The 19,937-nt window shown below is 70.3% G+C and carries 22 protein-coding genes and 2 tRNA genes; 8 read left to right on the forward strand and 16 right to left on the reverse strand.

Going from position 1 to position 19,937, the window contains the following annotated elements; all coding sequences use genetic code 11:
- Position 1 precedes the first annotated feature (1 nt).
- On the reverse strand, positions 2-931 hold the full coding sequence (gene deoC, locus V5E28_RS20855; protein WP_336208641.1) for a deoxyribose-phosphate aldolase: 930 nt from the start codon (positions 929-931) through the stop codon (positions 2-4).
- Between the two features lie 210 nt (positions 932-1,141).
- Here deoC and V5E28_RS20860 point away from each other — a divergent pair, with 210 nt between their 5' ends.
- On the forward strand, positions 1,142-1,288 hold the full coding sequence (locus V5E28_RS20860; protein ID WP_336208642.1) for a hypothetical protein: 147 nt from the start codon (positions 1,142-1,144) through the stop codon (positions 1,286-1,288).
- A 101-nt stretch (positions 1,289-1,389) separates the two neighbouring features.
- Positions 1,390-4,245, forward strand: coding sequence for an ATP-binding protein (locus V5E28_RS20865; RefSeq protein ID WP_336208643.1), 2,856 nt, complete (start codon positions 1,390-1,392; stop codon positions 4,243-4,245).
- Here V5E28_RS20865 and V5E28_RS20870 read toward each other — a convergent pair.
- The 13 genes from V5E28_RS20870 to V5E28_RS20930 form a co-directional block, all read right to left on the reverse strand.
- A complete protein-coding gene (locus V5E28_RS20870) occupies positions 4,228-4,839 on the reverse strand; it encodes a hypothetical protein (RefSeq protein WP_336208644.1) in 612 nt (203 codons plus the stop codon). The genes V5E28_RS20865 and V5E28_RS20870 overlap by 18 nt on opposite strands.
- Positions 4,836-5,699: a hypothetical protein gene (locus V5E28_RS20875; RefSeq protein ID WP_336208645.1), complete on the reverse strand. Its 864-nt coding sequence runs from the start codon at positions 5,697-5,699 to the stop codon at positions 4,836-4,838. Before V5E28_RS20875 ends, V5E28_RS20870 begins: the two co-directional genes overlap by 4 nt.
- 87 nt (positions 5,700-5,786) lie before the next feature.
- A complete protein-coding gene (locus tag V5E28_RS20880) occupies positions 5,787-6,353 on the reverse strand; it encodes a TMEM165/GDT1 family protein (RefSeq protein ID WP_336208646.1) in 567 nt (188 codons plus the stop codon).
- Positions 6,354-6,585: 232 nt separating this feature from the next.
- Complete coding sequence (locus V5E28_RS20885) at positions 6,586-7,611, reverse strand: UDP-N-acetylmuramate dehydrogenase (RefSeq protein ID WP_336208755.1); 1,026 nt, start codon at positions 7,609-7,611, stop codon at positions 6,586-6,588.
- A gap of 17 nt (positions 7,612-7,628) precedes the next feature.
- Positions 7,629-8,708, reverse strand: a complete 1,080-nt coding sequence (locus V5E28_RS20890) for a hypothetical protein (protein WP_336208647.1) — start codon at positions 8,706-8,708, stop codon at positions 7,629-7,631.
- Positions 8,709-8,752: 44 nt separating this feature from the next.
- On the reverse strand, positions 8,753-9,181 hold the full coding sequence (locus tag V5E28_RS20895; RefSeq protein ID WP_336208648.1) for a MaoC family dehydratase: 429 nt from the start codon (positions 9,179-9,181) through the stop codon (positions 8,753-8,755).
- Position 9,182: 1 nt separating this feature from the next.
- On the reverse strand, positions 9,183-9,632 hold the full coding sequence (locus V5E28_RS20900) for a MaoC family dehydratase N-terminal domain-containing protein (protein WP_336208649.1): 450 nt from the start codon (positions 9,630-9,632) through the stop codon (positions 9,183-9,185).
- Positions 9,633-9,816: 184 nt separating this feature from the next.
- A complete protein-coding gene (gene rpmG, locus V5E28_RS20905) occupies positions 9,817-9,981 on the reverse strand; it encodes a 50S ribosomal protein L33 (protein ID WP_019632658.1) in 165 nt (54 codons plus the stop codon).
- 71 nt (positions 9,982-10,052) lie between these two features.
- A tRNA-Met gene (locus tag V5E28_RS20910) sits at positions 10,053-10,126 on the reverse strand.
- Between the two features lie 161 nt (positions 10,127-10,287).
- Positions 10,288-10,363: transfer RNA gene (locus V5E28_RS20915), tRNA-Thr, on the reverse strand.
- 38 nt (positions 10,364-10,401) lie between these two features.
- On the reverse strand, positions 10,402-10,632 hold the full coding sequence (locus tag V5E28_RS20920) for a transposase (protein WP_336208650.1): 231 nt from the start codon (positions 10,630-10,632) through the stop codon (positions 10,402-10,404).
- 92 nt (positions 10,633-10,724) lie between these two features.
- Positions 10,725-11,210, reverse strand: a complete 486-nt coding sequence (locus tag V5E28_RS20925; RefSeq protein WP_336208652.1) for a C40 family peptidase — start codon at positions 11,208-11,210, stop codon at positions 10,725-10,727.
- Positions 11,211-11,292: 82 nt separating this feature from the next.
- On the reverse strand, positions 11,293-12,297 hold the full coding sequence (locus V5E28_RS20930; protein ID WP_336208654.1) for a GH25 family lysozyme: 1,005 nt from the start codon (positions 12,295-12,297) through the stop codon (positions 11,293-11,295).
- Positions 12,298-12,587: 290 nt separating this feature from the next.
- Between V5E28_RS20930 and V5E28_RS20935 the strand changes: the two genes are divergently transcribed.
- From V5E28_RS20935 to V5E28_RS20945, 3 genes are read left to right on the forward strand one after another with little or no spacing between them, the layout of a single operon-like run.
- Positions 12,588-13,529 (forward strand): ATP-binding cassette domain-containing protein, encoded by a 942-nt coding sequence (locus V5E28_RS20935; protein WP_336208655.1) that lies wholly within the window; start codon positions 12,588-12,590, stop codon positions 13,527-13,529.
- A complete protein-coding gene (locus V5E28_RS20940) occupies positions 13,510-14,253 on the forward strand; it encodes an ABC transporter permease (RefSeq protein ID WP_336208656.1) in 744 nt (247 codons plus the stop codon). Before V5E28_RS20935 ends, V5E28_RS20940 begins: the two co-directional genes overlap by 20 nt.
- 37 nt (positions 14,254-14,290) lie before the next feature.
- Positions 14,291-14,818: an NUDIX hydrolase gene (locus tag V5E28_RS20945; protein ID WP_336208657.1), complete on the forward strand. Its 528-nt coding sequence runs from the start codon at positions 14,291-14,293 to the stop codon at positions 14,816-14,818.
- A gap of 2 nt (positions 14,819-14,820) precedes the next feature.
- On the opposite strand, the gene V5E28_RS20950 is transcribed toward V5E28_RS20945, so the two are convergent.
- Positions 14,821-15,486, reverse strand: coding sequence for a flavin reductase family protein (locus tag V5E28_RS20950; protein WP_336208658.1), 666 nt, complete (start codon positions 15,484-15,486; stop codon positions 14,821-14,823).
- 215 nt (positions 15,487-15,701) lie between these two features.
- On the opposite strand from V5E28_RS20950, the gene V5E28_RS20955 reads away from it, so the two are divergent.
- On the forward strand, positions 15,702-16,052 hold the full coding sequence (locus V5E28_RS20955; protein WP_336208659.1) for an STAS domain-containing protein: 351 nt from the start codon (positions 15,702-15,704) through the stop codon (positions 16,050-16,052).
- A 9-nt stretch (positions 16,053-16,061) separates the two neighbouring features.
- On the opposite strand, the gene V5E28_RS20960 is transcribed toward V5E28_RS20955, so the two are convergent.
- Complete coding sequence (locus V5E28_RS20960; protein WP_336208660.1) at positions 16,062-16,331, reverse strand: hypothetical protein; 270 nt, start codon at positions 16,329-16,331, stop codon at positions 16,062-16,064.
- Between the two features lie 281 nt (positions 16,332-16,612).
- Here V5E28_RS20960 and V5E28_RS20965 point away from each other — a divergent pair, with 281 nt between their 5' ends.
- Positions 16,613-18,283, forward strand: coding sequence for a serine/threonine-protein kinase (locus V5E28_RS20965; RefSeq protein WP_336208661.1), 1,671 nt, complete (start codon positions 16,613-16,615; stop codon positions 18,281-18,283).
- 246 nt (positions 18,284-18,529) lie between these two features.
- Positions 18,530-19,744, forward strand: a complete 1,215-nt coding sequence (locus V5E28_RS20970; protein WP_336208662.1) for an amidohydrolase family protein — start codon at positions 18,530-18,532, stop codon at positions 19,742-19,744.
- The last annotated feature ends 193 nt before the right edge of the window (positions 19,745-19,937 follow it).

A 19,937-nucleotide genomic window follows, 5' to 3' on the forward strand; every position in this document is an offset into this window, starting at 1 on the left:
ATCAGTCCAGGGTGAAGTAGTCGGGACCCGCGTAGCGGCCGGTGGCCAGCTTCTGACGCTGCATCAGCAGGTCGTTCAGCAGCGAGGAGGCGCCCAGGCGGAACCAGTCCGGTGAGAGCCAGTCGTCGCCCGCGGTCTCGTTGACCAGGACGAGGTTCTTGATGGCGTCCTTGGTGGTGCGGATCCCGCCGGCCGGCTTCACGCCCACCTGCCTGCCGGTCTGGTCACGGAAGTCGCGCACAGCCTCCAGCATGACGAGGGTCACCGGCAGCGTGGCCGCCGGGGAGACCTTGCCGGTGGACGTCTTGATGAAGTCGCCCCCGGCCAGCATCGCCAGCCAGGACGCACGCCGTACGTTGTCGTAGGTCGCCAGCTCGCCCGTTTCGAGGATCACCTTCAGGTGGGCCTCGCCGCAGGCCGCCTTGACCGCGACGATCTCCTCGAAGACCTTGAGGTAGTCGCCCGACAGGAACGCGCCACGGTCGATCACCATGTCGATCTCGTCGGCGCCGGCGGCGACCGCGAGCGCGGTGTCGGCCACCTTGACCTCCAGCGAGGTGCGGCCGCTGGGGAACGCGGTCGCCACCGAGGCCACCTTCACCCCGGAGCCTGCCAGCGCCTCGACGGCGACGGGCACCAGGTCTGGATAGACGCAGACGGCCGCCACCCGGGGCGCGCCCTCGCCGGGGTGCTTGGCCTTGGTGCACAGCGCCCTGACCTTGCCGCGGGTGTCGGCGCCTTCGAGGGTGGTGAGGTCGACCATGGAGATGGCCAGGTCAATGGCCTGGGCCTTGGCCGTCGTCTTGATGGAACGGGTGCCGAGCATCGCCGCCCGCTGGTCCGCGCCGACCCGGTCGACACCGGGCAGGCCGTGCAGGAATGCTCGCAGGGTCGCGCTGGACGCGGCGACGCCCGCGAGCGAAGTAGTCACAGTTGACACCACCACAGCATCGCCGACCAGGGTGGCAAGCTCCAAACCGGACCTGTCACAGCCGCTCTAAGGCGGTGTGCGCCGGTGGTCTAGGTATGCCCAGGCCTGCGCTGTCGTGGAGATAAGGCATCCATCCGATGTGGCGGGGCGGGCCTTAGCCCGATTCTTGAAGATGTCAGGAAGAAGCTCCACACCACCGAGGAGACCGGGATGCACCCCGAGATCGAATTCCAGTTCATGAAGAGTCAGGCCAGGGAGCTCCGCGAGGTCGCCGCCAGGCACCGGCGCGTACGCGAGGTACAGCGGGCGAACAAGTCCGAGCGCCGCTCGGTCTTCGGCAAGCGCCGCTCCTCATGACCACCCCACGAGAGCCCGGCCGCAACCTCCCTCGCGGCCGGGCCTCTCACCCCCCGTAATTGCGGCGATAGCTACAGATAAGGCATGACATGCTGAACGACATGCTGGGACGTTCGGTGAGCCCCGTTTTCGTCGGGCGGCAAGACGAGCTCGCGACGCTCTGCGAGGCGTTCGACGCGGCGTGCGTCGGCAATGCCACGGCCGTCCTGCTCGGCGGCGAGGCGGGCGTCGGCAAGACCCGGCTCGTCCAGCGCTTCACTGAACAGGTCGCCGGCGACGGCGCCCGCGTGCTGTTCGGCGGCTGCGTCGAGCTCTCCTCCGAGGGCCTGGCCTACGCGCCGTTCACCGCGGCGCTCCGGCAGCTGGTCAGGGAGCTGGGCACCCGACAGGTCGCCGCGCTGCTCCCTGAGGGCGCCGAGCGCGACCTGGCGCGGCTGCTGCCCGAGTTCGGCGAGCCGAGCGGCGACGGCGAGACCGACACCGGCCGTGCCCGGCTCTTCGAGCAGTTCCTCACCCTCCTCGAACGGCTGGCCGACGGCACCCCCACGGTCCTGATCATCGAGGACGTCCACTGGGCCGACAGGTCAAGCCGCGACCTGATCGCCTTCCTCAGCCGCAACCTGCGCATCCCGCAGGTCCTCATGGTGATGACCTACCGCTCCGACGACCTGCACAGGCAGCACCCTCTCCGCCCGGTGCTCGCGGAGCTGGGCAGGGTCAACGGCGTGCTCAGACTCGACCTGCCCCGGCTGTCGCGCGACGAGGTCGCCCAGCAGATGACCGGCATCCTCGGCAGCACCCCGGACTACGCCCGGGTGCAGAAGGTCTACGAGCGCAGCGAGGGCATCCCCCTGTTCGTCGAGGCCATGCTCGAAGGCAGCCAGGACTCCACCTTCCCCGAATCCATGCAGGACCTGATCCTCGCCGCGGTCGAGCGGCTGCCCGAGGAGACCCAGCGGGTGCTGCGCATCGCCGCCGCGGGCGGCACCCGCGTCGGCCACGACCTGCTCGCCGCCGCGAGCGGCCTGTCCGACCCGGAGCTGGAGGCCGCGCTCCGGCCCGCCATCGCGCGCAACGTGCTGCAGATCGCCGACAGCCGCGCCTACGTCTTCCGCCACGCGCTGATCCGCGAGGCCGTGCACGAGGAACTGCTCCCCGGGGAGCACCAGCGCCTGCACGCGCGCTACGCGGAGGAGATCTCCAAGGACCGCACGCTCGTCCCGCCGGGGCGCGCCGCCGTCGAGCTCGCCCATCACTGGTACGGCGCCCGCAACGATCTCGAAGCGCTGATCGCCGCCTGGCAGGCCGCGACGAAGTCGTTCAAGGCGTTCGCCTACACCGAGGCGGTGCCGCTGCTCGAACGCGTGCTCATGCTCTGGGACCGGGTGCCGGACGCGGCCAGGCGGATCGGCGCCGACCACACCGCGGTGCTGGAGAAGGCCGCCGCGGCCGCGCAGGCGGGCGGCGAGGTCGACAGGGCCGTGAAGTTCGTCAAGGCCGCCCTGTCCGCGCTGGACGAGACCCGCGAGCCCGGCCGGGTCGCCATGCTCATCGTGCGCTGGGCGCACCTGAAGGTCTCCAAGGGACATACGGGCGTCGTGGAGAGCCTCCGGCACGCCCTGCGGCTGGTTCCCGAGCCCGGCGTGGTCAGGGCGGAGGTGCTCGTGCCGATGAGCCAGCACCTCATGCTCCGCGGCGAGGCCGCCGAAGGAGCCATGTACGTCGAAGAGGGCCTGCGGCTGGCCCGGGAGCTGGGCGACCGGTGCCTCGAAGCCGATCTGCTGCTGAACCTGGCACTCGGCCACTCCCTCACCGGCGACATCGACTCGACGATGGCCACCAACGCGCAGGCCCTGGAGATCGGCAGGCAGGAGAACTCCGGCCGCGTGATCACCCGCGCGATCGGCAACATGATCGACACCCTGCTCGACACCGGCCGCTCGGACGAGGCGCTGGAGCTGTGCGAGGAGGGCTGGCTGGCGGCCAAGAGATACGGCAGGCTCCGCGCCAGCGGCCTGTTCATCCTCAACAACTGGGCCGAGGCGCTGGAGACGATCGGCCGCTGGGACGAGGCCGTCGAGACCGTCGAGCGCGCTCTCAGCTTCGGGCCCGCGTTGCGCACCCGCCACCATCTGATGCGCGTACGGGCCGACATCGCCCTGGCGCGGGGCGAATTGGAGCTGGTGGAGGGCATACTGGCGGAGATCGGCGTGCTCAAGGAGCGCCCCGAGGACTTCGTCCAGGACATCACCAACGGCGCCCGCCTGCACATCGGCTGGCACCTGCTGAGGGGCGAGTACGGATCGGCGCTGGCGGTGGCGGAGCGGGTCCTGACGCGTCCGTCCCAGTCGAGCAAGGCCATGCTCGGCTGGCGGCTGCTCGCCCTGCTCCGCACGGTCTGCGACGCCGCGGAGGCCACCGAGCCGGCCCGCGTCCGGGCGATGCGGGAGCACACCGCCGAGGTGGCGGCTCACCTGTCGACCGTCGGGCCGGTCGCCGAGGCCTACCGGCTGACGTATTCGGGGGACTTCGACGCCTCGGCCGCCGCCTGGGAGCGGCTCAAGCGGCCGCACAACCAGGCCAGGGCACTGCTGCGGGCGGCCACGGCGGCGGCGCAGGCGGGCGACCGCGAGGGGGCGGCGGCCCGGCTCAAGGTCGCCCGGCCGCTGGCGACCGCGCTGGGCGCCACCCCGCTCATCGACGACATCGAACGGCTCTCCCGCCGCGTGGGCGCCGCACAGCACGCCCAGGCGCCCTCCGAGCTGCTGACCCCGCGCGAGATCGAGGTGCTCCGCCTGGTGGCCCTGGGGCGCACCAACAGGGACATCGCGGCCGAGCTGTTCATCTCCGCCAAGACGGTCAGCGTGCACGTCTCCAACATCCTGGCCAAGCTCGGCGTCACCACCCGGGGCGAGGCGGCCGCGGCCGCGCACCGGTTGTCACTGCTCTCGCGGTAGGCGCGTCACCGGCCGCGCCCTGATCTCGCCGAGCGTGGCGTGGCCGGCCCGGATGTCGGAGATCAGCACGTACGCGACCAGCAACAGGCCCAGGCACAGAGCGTCGGCTGCCCACCAGGGGATCTCGGCGAGCAGCAGATAGCCTTCGCCGTCGCTCAGCGACCTGACCACCCAGGTGACCGCGGCCACCACCAGCGCGACCAGCAGCCAGCTGCGCAGGCGCGGCAGGTTCGCCGCCCTCCACAGCCGGATCCGCCAGTCAACGAACACCGCCAGCGCGCCGAGCAGGGCGCAGAACCCGATCAGCCACCAGGGCAGGGCGAAGGACTCCCGCTCGGCGATCTGCGCCTGTGTGGTGCGCAGCTCGGCCTCGGCCTTCCGCTGGGCCACCACGGCGGCGTCGAGCTGCCTCTGCAGCTGGGCCACGCTCTTGGCCTGGCGCGCGGGTGGCGGGGAGTCGTCGGCCGGCAGCATCCGCGCCACCACGGTCAGCATGATCGCGACGAACGACAGCGCCAGCACGATGGCCATGAACAGGTCGATGAAACGAAGGTCGAGCGGCGGTGCGAACGATCGGGCCGGCCGCTTCCTCACGGCTCCCTCACCAGCGTGTACTTCTGCGGCCGGGTCTCGGCCGCGCTCAGCCGCTCCACCGCGGTGCGCAGCGCGTCCAGGCCCTTGACGAGCGCCTCGGTCTCGCCTCTGGAGCGGGCCAGCTCCTGGCTGAGCCCCTGCATGGCCGGAGCCGCCTGCTTGGCGGGCAGGCGCGCGATGTAGGTCAGGAACACCTCGTCGGCGGCCGCCACCCCGGCCCGCTCCGCCCGCTCGGCCAGGGCCATGGCGAAGAACGCCAGGACGCTCAGGAACAGCGCGATCAGTGTGACGCCGAACGCGGAGGCCAGCTCGGGCAGCACGTGCTGTCTGAGCGCGGTCATCAGCACAGCTGGATCCCCCTGGCTGTCCAGCGCGTCGCCGAACGAGGTGACCATCGCGGCCATCGTCAGCGCGGTGCCGATGAACCCGAACACCGGCAGTGCCCAGATGAGGGCGTGGTCGAGGTGGTGCTTGTTGGCCATCTCGCTGTCGTCCAGGGCGGACCGGGCGCTCAGCACCGCCTCGCAGTCGTTGCCCGCCTCGGCCGCCTCCCTGAACAGCTTGAGCCGGCGGGCTACGAGGGTGTCTCCGCCCGGGTTCACCGCCTGCACGTTGGCCACGGCCCGCGCCGTCGCGGCGTTCTCCCGCCGGATGTCCGGCACCACCCTGGCGATCCTGAGAACGGTGGTCAGGAACACCGCGATGATCAGCGTGACCACGAACTCCGCCGCGACCGGGGCCGTGGTCGCGCCCACAGACTGCAGCGACGTCTCCACCGCCCCGGCCGCCAGTAGCAGCGCCGAGACCACCAGAGCCACCACGGGAGCGAACACCGAGTGGCGCCAGTCGAACCTTGACAATCCCTACTCCGTTCTCAACGCATGACAGTCAGCGAATACTCAACCACACCTAATGCTGACAATGCGTAACGAGTTAGGGGGAAAACCTCAGACCAGCGCGTCGACCAGCAGGATGATGCCGAAGATCGCGAAAGCCGCCGCAGCGCCGTAGCGGATGGCTTTCTCCGGCAGGTGCTTGCCGAGCATCCGGCCCACCACGATGGCCAGCGCGTCTGCGGCCACCATGCCGACGGTCGAGCCGATCCAGGTGCCGAACCACCCATGCTGCGTCGCCAGCGTGATCGTGGCCAACATCGTCTTGTCACCCAGCTCGCTCAGGAAGAACGCCACCGTCACGGCGATCACCGCGTTCCTGGTGGTGCGCTGGGCCTTGCGGGACTCCTCTTCGGTGAGCTCGTCGCCGCGCAGCGTCCACGCCGCGAAGGCGAGGAAGGCCAGGCCCGCCACGAGCGAGATGGCGGTGGTGGGCAGCGCGTCGCCGATCAGCCCGCCCACGGCCACGCTGACCAGGTGGACGACGGTGGTGGCGATCGTGATGCCGGCGATGACCGGCCAGGCTTTGAAACGGGTGGCGAACGTCATCGCCATGAGCTGGCTCTTGTCGCCGAGTTCGGCGACGAAGATCACGGCCAGGCTGATCCAGAATGCTTCCAACGGTCCTCTTCCGCACGGCCGGACCGGGAGCGCGCACCGGGGGAATTCGGGCACGGCTTCGGCCCGGCAGCGTCTTGGTACGCAGCTGCCAGGCCGAAGGTCTCGTCCGCCCGCGAAGGCCCGCGCGACCGGGCGCGCGAACGCGCCAGCATGTCGATCACGCGATTGGGACTACTCCCCTTCGGTGTTTCGAAGCACCATAACAGCAGCCAGATCGGGACTATTCCCTGGGTCAGAGGGTGCAGCCGACCATGACCGGCTCGTTGACCAGCGTCACCCCGAACTTCTCCCGCACTCCGTCACGCACCTCCCTGGCCAGAGCCAGCAGGTCGGCGGTGGTGCCGCGACCGTCAGGGTTGGTCAGGGCGAGGGTGTGCTTGGTGGAGATGCGGACCGGGCCGCGCTCGTAGCCCTTGGCGAAGCCGGCCTGCTCGATCAGCCAGGCGGCGGGCACCTTGATCGACCCGTCGCCGGCGTCCCAGCTCGGATGGCCGGGTGCGCGCGAGGCCAGCTCCTCGGCCTCGGCCGCCGTCAGGATCGGGTTGGTGAAGAAGGACCCGGCGCTGCGGGTGTCGGGGTCGGCAGGGTCGAGCACCATGCCCTTGCCGCGCCTCAGCTCCAGCACCGCCTGCCTGGCGAGCGCCAGCGGCACCCGCTCGCCGGCCGCGACGCCGAGCCGTCCGGCCAGCTCCTGGTAAGCCACCGGGCCGGACATCTCCGAAACGTCGAGCGCGTACGTCACGGCGAGCACCACATGCCTGGACAGGTCCCGCTTGAACGCGCTGTCGCGGTAGGAGAAGCCGCACTGCCGCGCCTCCAGGTCCACCACGTGCCGCGTCCTGCGGTCGTAGGCCCGCACGCACCGGACCGTCTGCGACACCTCCTGGCCGTAGGCGCCCACGTTCTGGATCGGCGTGGAGCCCACCAGGCCGGGGATGCCCGACATGCACTCGACGCCCGACCAGCCCTCCGTGACCGCGCGGGCCACCAGCGGGTCCCAGTCCTCGCCCGCCTCGACCGTGACCAGCACCTGCTCGCCGTCGCGGGACACCGCCACGCCCCGGGTGGCGACCCGGATGACCAGCCCGTCGAAGCCCGCGTCCGCCACCACCAGGTTGCTGCCGCCGCCCAGAACAAGCGTGGGCCGTGCCCGCCTGTCCGCCTCCGCCACCAGCGAGACGAGCTGCTCGGCCGTCTCGGCCTCGGCGAAGTCGGTGGCGGGACCGCCCAGGCCCAGCGTTGTGTAAGGCGCGAGCATCTCCATGGGCAACTAGCTTATGAGGGTTGCAGCATATGGAGCACCCTGTCGTAGTTCCGCTTGGCCTCCAGCTCCCTGTATTCGGGGGCCACCTCGTGCTCGCGCCGCATCCGCACCGGGACGTGCGCGACCGGCACGACGAGCTCGCCGCGCAGGGCCAGGGAGAGCTCCAGATCGGCGTGGTCGCCGTATCGGGCCTCCTTGGGGAAGGCCGTCAGGGCGGCCGCCCTGCGGACCGCCATGAGGTCGCCGCGCAGCGCGCGCACCCTGCCCGGGCCGGCCGGGCGCCACCGCGAGACGTCCTCGGGCGCCTCCGCGTCCGGCGCCTCCAGTCCCTTCCATCCGGCGGCGACGGCGCCTTCCTTGACCGCCGCCACCAGCGGGGTGAGCGCGTCGCCCTCCAGGACGAGGGTGGTCTCCATCAGCACGTGCACCTCGGAGGTGTCGAGCTGGAGCAGCTTGGCCCGGGCGGCGCCCCAGGTCGCGGTGCCGCCCCGCCAGTGCGGGGCCTCGGCGACGTGCCACCGCCTGATCCGCTCCGGGTGGCGCTCGACCAGCTCGCGCAGCACGTCCCCCGCGCCGTCCACGTTGCCCAGGTCGAGGGCCAGGATGGTGGCGTCCGTGTGGTCGATCAGCGACTGGACGCACGCCCGAACGTCCTGCGGCCAGCCGTCGACCAGCAGGCCGACCGAGGCGGTCACGTCCTTGGTCTCCACGCGCCGCCGCTCGGCGTCGACTCCGAGAGCGTCCATCCGGTTGGTGGCGAGCGTCCCGTCCCAGATCCGCTGGGCGTGCAGCATGTCGTCGCCCGGGACGCCGTGCTGGCCGGGGTCGCCGGAGAAGCCGAGATCGGCGGCCGGGTTCTCGCGAGCGCCCGTGGCCCGCCGCGCCCCCGCCGTGCCGACACCGGTCGCCGCGCCCTCGGCGGGCGTGTCCGCCTTCGCGCCGCCCGCCGTGTCACGGCCCGTGCCCGTGGTGCCCGCCACCTCGTCGAGCCTGGGCGGCCGGAGGTGGCCGGGCGGCCTGTCGTCGGTCACGGCGGAAACGGGGATCGACTGCACGGTCGGCCAGACGGGGGCATGCGCGACTTCATTCATGCGTCACGCGTACCCGAGAGCCGCCTGACCTATCATCGAGCGGCCTAGGAGAGCTGGACCACCGCGCGGGCCTTGGACAGGACCCTGGCGTCGCCCGCGCGGGCGGTCAGGGCCACGACCACCCGCTTGTCATCGAGCTTCTCCTCCACGACGCCGCTGACCGTGATCGTGGCGCCCTGGTCGTCGTCCGGCACGACCACCATCGAGGAGAACCGCACCCCGTAGTCCACCACCGCGCCGGGATCGCCCGCCCAGTCGGTGACGAACCTGCCGGCCTGGGCCATCGTGAACATACCGTGCGCGATCACGTCGGGCAGCCCGACCATCTTGGCGAACCGCTCGTTCCAGTGGATCTGGTTGAAGTCGCCGGACGCGCCCGCGTACATCACCAGGTTCAGCCTGCGCACGCCGTAGTCCACGGCGGGGATCTCGTGGCCGACCTCGACCTCGTCGTACTTCACCGTCGCCGTCATCTCAGGCCGCCCCTCCGCGCTCGACGATCGTGTTGTACGTGGTGCAGACCGGCTCGCCGGCGACCGTGGTGACCTCGCTGCGGACCGTCAGCAGTTCGTTGCGGCCGGCGCTGCGGATGTCGGTGATGGTGGCCGTGGTGACGAGCTCGTCGCCGGCGTAGACCGGGCGGGTGTACTCGAAGCGCTGCTCGCCGTGGACCACCATGGCGAAGTTCAGGCCGAGGTCGGGGTCGGCCAGCGCCTCGCCGCCGCTCTGCAGGCTGAACACGATGGGGAAGGTCGGCGGCGCGACCACGTCGGGATGCCCGGCGGCCTGGGCGGCCGCCCTGTCGCGGTAGATCGGGTTGTTGTCGCCGATCGCGGCCGCGAACTCCTTGATCTTCACCCGGCTGACCTCGTACGGGGTGCTGGACGGGTAACTGCGTCCCACGAAGTCACGGTTCAAGGCCATCAGTGCTCCCTCGCATGTCTCACCGAGCGCCATTTGAGGCAGACGGTAACAGAACAAGGTTCGGCTGTCGCCGGTGATGGCCGTCTTTTTGCCCCCTGAGACCGGGGAACACGACAAACCGGCGCCCTGTCAGCAGGACGCCGGTTGTGCGGTGAAAGTTGGCAGGAGTGCTGCCCGGCGAGAACTAGCGGGTCTCGCGGTGCGCGCGGTGGCAGCGGCAGTTGGGGCAGTACTTCTTCAGCTCAAGCCGATCCGGGTCGTTGCGCCGGTTCTTCCGCGTGATGTAGTTGCGGTGCTTGCACTCCTGGCAGGCCAGCGTGATCTTCGGCCTAACGTCGGTGGCAGCCACTTGGGAGTGCCTTTCTACGTTTGGGACTGGGACATGCCCGTACCCAGGTCGCAGGACCTGGGAATGGGCAGTAGCGGAGGCCGGACTTGAACCGGCGACACAACGATTATGAGCCGTTTGCTCTGCCTGACTGAGCTACTCCGCCTTGAGCCGGAAAACGAACCGGCCCCGTAGAGGATACCCGACTCGGGGAGCACATTCGTAACTCGCCTGATCGAGCAGGGTGCCTCCCAGTATGCCTCAGGAACACCCGCCAGCCGAAATCCAAAAGCAAAAGCCCCACCTGCCGGTGAGGCTCGACACTGCTGGAGCCCCCAAACGGAATCGAACCGTTGACCTTCTCCTTACCATGGAGACGCTCTGCCGACTGAGCTATAGGGGCCTGTCCGCGCTGCGGACAGGTGTAACCATACACGGCACTCAGCGATGATGCGAACTCGTCCGCGCCTCCACACGCTCCGCCGTGGCCGGCCTCGCGGGCAGCGCGATGATCTCGCAGAGATCCGCCAGATCGACGTGGCGGGCGACCTCCTCGACGGAGGCGCAGTCGGCGACCAGCCACCCGTGCCGGCGCACCCGGAGCACCTGCCGCCCGGCGCGCATGGCGAGCACGATCTCGCACCCGTCGCTCCCTACCCATCGCCTGTCCATAGCGGCACACAGTAGCTTCCAGGTCTCTCATTTTTCGGTACGCCACCTGCGTTACACGTCATACCGGATCGGTACCGAAGGGTCTTCGCAGGTCAGTAGCGGTAGAACCCGAGAAAACCCTTCACCCGGCCGATGTCGTCGACCCGCACCACGGCCCCGGTCTCCGGGGCGTTCATCATCTTGCCCCGCCCCAGATAGATGCCCACGTGCCGGGTGCGCTTGCGGCTCTTGCCGAAGAAGACGAGGTCACCGGGGATGGGCGAGCCGACGCGGCGCATCCTGCGCAGATGGTCATCGGTGTTGCCGGGCCCGAGCACGTCGGCGCCGTGCGCCAGCGCGTACACCCAGCGGGTGAATCCCGAGCAGTCCAGCCCTCTCGTCCTGGCCGCCGGGCAGGGCTTGATCCTGCCCTCGTAGCCTAAGCAGGTGCCCTTGGACGGGCCGGGCCGCTCGGCGTGCCCGCCGCCCCACGAGTAGACGATCCCGCGCTCCTGGATGCCGTACGCGATCGCGACGATCTTCGGCAGCACATATCTCACGAGTGGCGCGGACGCCGTGGCCAGCAGTAAGACAAGCACGACGGCGATCGCCGCCCAGCGCCTCCCCGACACCCACGCCCCCTCACGCGTTGGGAATGTCGGTTTTATCTGCCTTACGGGCTTATCTGGCGCGGAGTTCCAGGTCCACGGTGCCGACCTGGAAGCGGATCCCCACCTTGCCCTTGCCCTTCGGCTTGGTGGTGAAGACGAAGGTGGCCTTCTGCCCCCGGTTCAGCTCCGCGATGCCGCACCGCACCGCCGTGCCGCTGAACTTGCATCCCGACGACGCCCTGACCACCCGCTGGCCGCCGAACGCCCGGCCGGACACCTTGATGTCCGTCACCCGGTGCGGCCCGGTGTTGGCCACGGTGAGCGTGTAGCCGGTGCGGCTCCTCGCCTTGCCCGACACCGTCACCTCGGCCGGCGGATTGGTGAGCGACTTCAGCTCGGCCTCGGTGCCGTTGAACGCGTTCTGCCCGCCCGGCAGCGTCCCCTTCTCCGCCGACTGCCAGAACGTGTGCTTCTGCCACCCCTTGGGCAGCTCGCCCGGATCGGCGCCCCACCGCGCCAGCCAGAGCGGGTTGGCGGCGAACTTGGCGCTGTCACCCGTGCACGTACGCCACCAGCTCGTGGTCGTGTAGATGATCGCGCGCCGTCCGGTCCGCTGCTGGTATCTCTTCGTGAAGTCGCCGATCCAGCGGACCATGTCCTTGGCCGACAGCCCGTAGCAGCCGTTCTTGCCGTTCCTGTCCTTGTAGGGGTTGTCCTCGACGTCGAGGACTCCGGGTAACGTCTGCCCGTCGGCGGTCCAGGCGCCGCCGTTCTGCACGAAATGGTCGGCCTGCTGCGCCCCGCCGGACTCGTGCGGCTGCGCGAAGTGGTAGGCCCCGCGCACCAGCCCGGCCGCCGCGGCGCCACCGAACTGCGCCTCGAAGCTCGGACTGCGGTAGTCGACGCCTTCGGTGGCGTGCACGAAGGCGAACTTCCCGCTGCCGGAGGTCACGGCCTCCCAGTCGACCTCGCCCGTCCAGTTGCTGACGTCCACTCCGGCGACTCCATCGGCCGCGTGCGCGACCCCGGTCATCCCCACCACCGCGACAACCGCTATCAGCAACAGACGTTTCACCCGCGAGATCATCCCGGACCCCGACACATCCCCGCAACCGCTAAAGGCCACTTAGTCGGGTTATCAACGAAATTTCTTTTATATCGATAAAACTGCACTTCAGCGGCCCGAACAATGCCGCCCACCAGCACGTCGGTTGTGTAGCGTTTCCGCAGGTCAGCGCCGTATGTGAATGTACATTTCACGTTTGCCAAACCGGTTTCCCCCGGCGCAAGCTGGTCCCGATCCCCTTCCGAACCCCGCCGACCCCCTCAACCGGGGTTCCTTCGCCATGCCTGGAGGACGACACCATGATCCACGCCCGAGGGCTGACCCAGGTGTTCAAGATGAAGAAACAGACCGTCGAAGCGGTGCGCGGCATCGACCTCGACGTGGAGGCCGGACAGCTCGTCGCGTTCCTCGGCCCGAACGGCGCCGGCAAGTCCACCACCCTGCGCATGCTCACCACCCTGCTGCCCCCGACCTCCGGCACCGCCACCGTGGCGGGCAGGGACGTGGCCCGCGACCCGGCCGGCGTGCGCGCCCGGATCGGCTACGTCGGCCAGAAGAACAGCGCGGGCGAGGACTTCCGCGTCCGCGACGAGCTCGTCACCCAGGGCCGCTGCTACGGGCTGCCCACCTCCCAGGCCCGCACGCGGGCCGACGAGCTGCTCGGCCTGCTCGACCTGGAGTCGCTGGCCGAGCGCAAGCCCGGCACGCTCTCCGGCGGCCAGCGCCGCCGCCTGGACATCGCGCTCGGCCTCATCCACCGTCCCGACCTGCTGTTCCTCGACGAACCCTCGACGGGGCTCGACCCGAGGAGCCGCGCCGACATCTGGTCCCACATCCTGCGCCTGCGCGAGACGTACGGCACCACGCTCTTCCTGACCACCCACTACCTCGAAGAGGCCGACAGCATGGCCGAGCGGGTGATCATCATCGACAACGGTGAGATCATCGCCGACGGCACGGCCGGGCAGCTCAAGAACGACCTGGCCGGCGACCTCATCACGATCACCCTGCACACCGAGCGGGACGCCGCCGAGGCGGCCGGGATCACCGGCGCCACGGCGGACGGCCTGACCGTGACCCTGCGCGTGGCCGCCGCGCCCGCCGCCCTGCCCGAGCTCCTGCGCACGCTGGAGGCGTCCGGCATCAAGGTCGCCACGGCCGAGACCGCCCGCCCCACCCTTGACGACGTGTTCCTTGCCCTTACCGGGAGAAGCCTCCGCGATGACGACATTCCTGCGTGACACCACGACCATCTTCCGCCGCGAGTTCGTCCCCGTGCTGCGCGAGCCCGTCGGCCTGGTCTTCGAGATGGGCCAGCCGCTGCTGTTCCTGTTCCTGTTCGGGTCGCTGCTGGACGGCGCGGTGGGCTCGTCCTGGCAGTGGTTCGTGCCCGGCATCCTGGTCATGATGTGCCTGACCGGGCCGATGTCCGCCGGTTACACCCTGCTGGTGGAGCTGATCGGCGGCTCGATGGAGCGTCTGATGGTCACCCCGCTGAACCGCACCGCCATGCTCGTCGGCAAGTCGCTGAAGGGGATGACGATCCTGTTCGCGCAGTCCGTCCTGATCATCCTGCTGGCGATCCCTCTGGGCTTCGAGCTCCACCTGGCGGGTGTCGTCGCCGCCCTGGCCCTGCTCATCATCTTCGGGGTCGGCCTCGGCGCGCTCTCCTTCGTCCTGGCGCTGAAGTCGGCTCCCAGCGGGGAGCTGTTCTACATCGTCACGCAGTCGCTGCTCTTCCCGCTGCTCCTGCTGTCGGGGGTGCTGCTGCCGATGGACAGCGGTCCTGCCTGGCTGCTCGTGGCCGGTCATTTCAACCCCGTCACCTACATCGTCGACGCCCAGCGCGCGCTGTTCGCCGGCGACCTCACCGACGTCTCGGTCCTGTACGGCGCGACGGCGTCGTTCCTGGTGGCCGGGCTCGGCCTGTGGCTCGGCAACCGTGCGATGCGCCGCGGCGTCTGACAATCTTTACCCTGACGGGCGGCGGACGGGACGGGTGATGACGGCTTCGGACATGGGTCGGGTGCTGACGACCACGACGGTGCCGTGGATCCCCGTCTCCCACCGCCTGGACGCCGTGCTCGCCGACCGCCTCCCCGACGACGGCACGGTCACCTCGGCGTTCGCGCTCGTGCTGGACTCGGCCGGCCGGACGCTGCTGACGCACGTGGACCGGCCGGGACGCGGCTGGGAGATCCCGGGCGGCCACCTCGACCCCGGCGAGACCCCGGTGCGCGCCGCCGCGCGGGAGCTGGCCGAGGAGACCGGCCTGCGGCTGGAGCCCTCCCAGCTCTCGGTCTTCGCCTGGCACCGCATCGAGCTGCTGAGCCCGCCACCGGCCGGCTATCCCTACCCGGCGCTGGCGTACATGGTGATGTTCGCGGCGCGGCTGCCCGGGCTCGGGCGGCCCACCCACCCGCCGGCGGGCTCGGAGAGCACGCTCGCGCAGTGGCTGCCGCGGGAGGAAGTGGAGCGGCGTTGCGGCCACCGCACCTGGATGGTCATGCACCGCGCGCTCTTCGCGTGACGTCACACGGCGCGGGTCCGGTCGATGTCGGGGCCCCTGTAGGCGCGTTCGGGGATCCGCGCCAGGGTCGACTCGTGCACCTGCGGCCCGAGGCCGTACAACTTCTGGAAGCTCATGATCAGCGGTCGCCAGGTGTCGGGGTCGATGTGGTCGTCCGTGCCGGGCGTGCGGATCTCGTCGTGCGCCCAGACCCGCTGCACCCGCACCTCGAAGGCGACCACTCCGCCGTCGCCCACCGGATGCGTGGCCTCCACGACGGCCTCCATGCTCACCGGGCACTCGGCAACCCTCGGCGGCCGCACCGTCTCGCTCGGCACCGGCGTCAGTCCCGCCCGCTCGAACTTGCCCGGCACGAAGCGGTAACCGCGCTCGTGCTTGCGCGGGGGCACGGGGTCGGACCCGGTGGTGAGGGCCAGCCGGTCGACGGCGGGCGCGAGGGCGTCGGAGGGCAGGTTGAGCACGCACTCGCCGGTCCTGAGCATGTTCTGGGCCGTCTTGGACCGGGCTCCCAGTCCGAGCACGCCCCGCCAGCCGAGCCAGAAGGCCGACGACATGGGGGCCAGGTTGGGGGTGCCGTCCTCGTTCGAGGAGGAGATCAGGACGACCGGCGTGCCGAAGTAGAGGATGGCAGGCTCGATACGGGTGTGCCTGTGGGTAAGAGTGCTCACACACTCCACTTTCGCGGCCTCCGCGATAGCCCGCTGGCGACATTCGGACATCTCGTTCGCCGGGAAATGTGCGTGTTCAATTGGCTGCGGTCCGCCATATCCGGACGTTATCCACCGCTTTGTCGCGAGCATTGACCGCAGCCGTTCTCAACCGGTCCTTCGCCTCTTCATTACCGGTGTACCGTCACATGCAAGCACAATGGAGGCCCGCTCGGATGCAACCACCGTTCGCCATCACAATTGAACAGTTCGGCGACACGGCGGTCGTTGGCCTGACCGGCGAGCTCGACACCACCAGATGCGCCGAGGTGGACGACGCTCTGTCCGGCATCATCTCGGAGGGCCGGGTTCACCTGATCATCGACGTCACGGGCCTGACCTTCTGCGACTCGATGGGGCTGCGCACTTTCCTGGAGTTCGCCGGCCGCGCCACGAAGGCCGGCGGCTGGCTGCGGCTGGCGGGCGTGCACGGCGTGGTGAAGCGGCTCCTCGAAGTCACCGGCGTGGCCTTCGCCATCCCCATGGACCCCGACGTCCCGACGGCCATGCAGGCCCGCATCGCGTAACGGATTTCGTCAGTTGTACTTGTACTGCCTGGTGGCGATCCGGCGATTGTTGTTGTACACCGAGGCGCGGTACATGCTGATGGAAAGGTCACCGTGTTCGGCCTTCCCGCAGCTGTCTTTCCCGGCCAGCTGATGGATCTCGAAACGCGCCGTCGGGTCACCGCCGACGAAGTATTCCGCCCGCGCCTGATGCGTGTCGCCGCCCGTGTCGCAGGCGAAGACGAACGTGTTCCGCTCGGCGAAGCAGGCCAGAGCCGCGCCACTGGTGGAGGTGCACACCACGGACCGGGCACGCGCCGTGGCCCGACCGGGCGGGCGACGGCGGTCGCCGCGGCCCCTTCAGCGGTGAGCACGGTGGCCACGATCGTTGCCACCGCCATGCATGTGCGACGTAACACCAGTCGAACCTCTCCAACCTCATGAGTCACACCGGTTGTCTGTGTCTGACGCTCCGCGTTCCCGCGCGGTTGCTTGCGTCACCCCATGGCGCATCGGCCGACTTTCTGCGACAGATCTACCTGACTATTGTGATCTCCATCTTTTCGAGCGGAAGGCGGGCGATGGCGGCGGGCGGATCCGAGGAGTCCCTGGGCAGCCAGTACGTGCTTGTGGACCAGATCGGCGCCGGCGCGACGGGCACCGTCTGGCGGGCGAGGCACCGGGAGACCGGGGAGATCGTGGCGGCGAAACTGCTGCGCGAGGGCCTCGCCGGCGACCGCGATCTGGTCCTGCGGTTCGTGCAGGAACGCAACGTGATGCGGACCCTGCGCCACCCCAACATCGTCACCATGCGCGACTTCGTCATCGAGGGTGAGCGCCTCGCCCTCGTGATGGACTTCGTCGAGGGCGGCGATCTGCGCGGTCTCGTCCAGCGGCGCGGCACGCTGCCTCCGGCGGCCGCGGCCCGGCTGATGGCCCAGGTCTCCGGCGCCCTGGCGACCGCGCACACCGTCGGCGTCGTGCACCGCGACGTCAAGCCGGCCAACATCCTGATCGACGAGGCCAGCGGCCACGTACGCCTGACCGACTTCGGCGTCGCCCGCATCGTCCACGGCCCCAGCCTCACCCAGACCTCCTCGATCATCGGCACGCCCACCTACCTGGCCCCCGAGGTGGCCGACGGCAGCCCGCCCACGCCCGCGGTGGACGTGTACGCGATCGGGCTGATCCTGTACGAACTCCTCGCCGGACGCCCGCCCTTCATCGGCGACCACCCGATGGCCCTGCTCCGGCAGCACGCGACGGCCATGCCGAGGCGGCTGCCCGCCATGCCCGACGCCCTCTGGTCGATCATCTGGGCCTGCACCGCGAAGGAACCGGCCGCCCGCCCCGCCGCCGCGGCGGTGGCCGCGGCGTTGTCCGAGGCCGCGCCGTCCCTGGCGGCGCTGCCCGCCCTGCCGCCGATCAGCAGGGCAGCGGCCCCGGCCGCCACCTCCGAACCCGGCGTCCGCACGGCCCCGTCGTCTCACGGGCCGCCCACCCGGCCCCCGAGGATCGAGGAGCCGCCCCGGCCCGGCCGATCCCGCCGGCGGCTGGTGGCCGCCGCGGCCACCGCCACGGCCCTGGCTCTCACCGCGACCGTGCTGGCCGTCGTGGCGCCCTGGCGAGCGCGGGACGCCGGAGCCGTCGGCCCCCCGGCCACGACGATCACATCACCGGCCCCGGCCGCCACCACGTCCAGCCCGGCGCGGAGCACGCCTTCGGCGAAGATCCGGGCCGTACGCAGCCACACCCCGAAGACGCCCACCGCCGAGCCGCCCACCACGAAACCGGCGACCACCAAACCGGCGACCCAGCGCCCCCGCAAGTCACCTCCCGTGACAGCCAAGCCCGAACAGACCAAGACCCCCACACCCGAGCCCGTCCCCCAGAACTCCGGGCCGAAGTGGCAGTGCCGCTCATGGCTCCCTGTCGCCACAGGGGCTGAGATGTCCCCCTGCGTCGCCTTGGTGGGCGGCTCCTTCCATCTGATGGGCCGGATCAGGGGGTCCGCCTCCGTCCGATCGGACATCCACGTCCAGCTCTACAACACCGACGCGGAACTGACCCTGTCCGCCCCCTTCATCTGCGAGGACAAGTCCCCGGCCGCCGACGGCGGCATCGTCACCTGCGGCCCGTACGTCGCCACGACCGCCCGTACGGGGTCCAAGGTCGACGTCCGGCAGCGGTGGCGGGCGGCGGGGACGGCGACGTTCGGCGGCGGCGCGGAGAGCCCCTGGTTCGCCTGGTGACCACGGCCGACGCCTGACAGCCCCGACGGCAAGGTGCTCATGGCAGCGCCCCCGGCTTCAACGCGGTCACCGTCACCTCGCCCGACGGCCGTATGCCGTCCGCTCTGTCGGCCCCCTGAGCGTCTCCGACATCGACGGCTCAGTCCAACCGCTCCCGGTCAAGGCCGCCGGGGCGGGCGACTCGCTTCAGATAGTTAGATGTCGTACTATCGTGCATCGAACTACTTTTAAGCGAGGAGAGGCAGCATGCGTACATTGATCCGCGACGTCCAGGTCTTCGACGGCGAGCGCGCCCTGCCCCGGACGGACGTGCTCATCGTCGACGACCGGATCGCCGAGCCTGACGGGCAGCGCGCGGACGTGGAGGTCGACGGCTCGGGCAGGACCCTGCTCCCCGGGCTGATCGACGCGCACACCCACGTCTCCGACGGCATGCTCGCCCAGGCGCTGACCTTCGGAGTCACCACCGAGCTCGACATGTTCTGCCTGCCCTCCAACCTGGCCAGGCAGCGCCGACTGGCCGCCGAGCACGACGACGTGGCCGACATCCGCAGTTCGGGAGTCCTCGCCACCGCGCCCGACGGCCACCCGAGCCAGATCATGGCCGCCGAGGCGGACGGGCTCGAATGGCTGGGCGATGCCGTCGGCCCCTTCGACACGGTCGCCGATGCCGGGCAGGCCAAGGCGTTCGTGGCGGCCCGGACGGCCGAGGGGATCGACTACCTGAAGATCGTGATCGACAACGGTTCGACCGGCGGGCTCGACCTGCCCGTGCTCGGCCCGGACGTGGTCGCCGCCCTCGTCGAGGCCGGGCATGCGGCGGGGTTGAGGACCATCGCGCACGTGGCGACCACGCACGACGCCGCCATCGCGCTGGACGCGGGCATCGACGGGCTGGCGCACGTCTTCCACGACGCCGGGCCCGACGACCCGGCCGTGGCAGAGCTGGCGGCGCGGGCCGCGGCGTACGGGGTGTTCGTGGTCAGCACCCTCACGTACATCGAAGCGATCACCCAGGACCCGGCCGGGGTGGAGCTGGTGCGCGACGAGCGCATCGCCGCACGGCTGGCCGAGCAGGCCAGGGCGGCCATCGACAGGGACTATTCGGCCGTGCCCGTCCACCCTGAAGGCGTCGCCAACGCGCTGCACACGGCCCGGACCCTGCACCGGGCAGGGGTTCCCCTGCTGGCCGGGACCGACGCGAACTTCTTCGCCCCGCTGCACGGGGCCAGCATGCACCGCGAGCTGCTCATGCTCACCCAGGCCGGGCTGAGCGCCGAGGAGGCGCTGGCCGCAGCCACCAGCCTTCCCGCCCGGCACTTCGGGCTGGCCGACCGCGGCCGGATCGCTCCGGGGCTGCGCGCCGACCTCGTGCTGGTGGACGGCGACCCGACACGGGACATCACCGCCACGCGCGCCATCACCGAGGTATGGCGCCGCGGCGTCCGCCAGTCCCGGTAGGACGTGTCCTGTAGATCTCGATCTCCGCCGACGGAGCCGAACCTCCAGCAGAGACCCGGCATCGCGCACTCATCTCCGAATGGGGACAGCGGGGCCTGACAAGAGCCGAGGCGAGTGCCTTGTTCCGCAAGCACGGCTTCTCCCCCCAAGCGGCGGGTGGTTGGGTCCGTGGCGACTGGCTGGAGATCCGCGA

Origin of the sequence: Nonomuraea sp. LPB2021202275-12-8 (assembly GCF_037044575.1) — a bacterium.
GTDB lineage: Bacteria > Actinomycetota > Actinomycetes > Streptosporangiales > Streptosporangiaceae > Nonomuraea.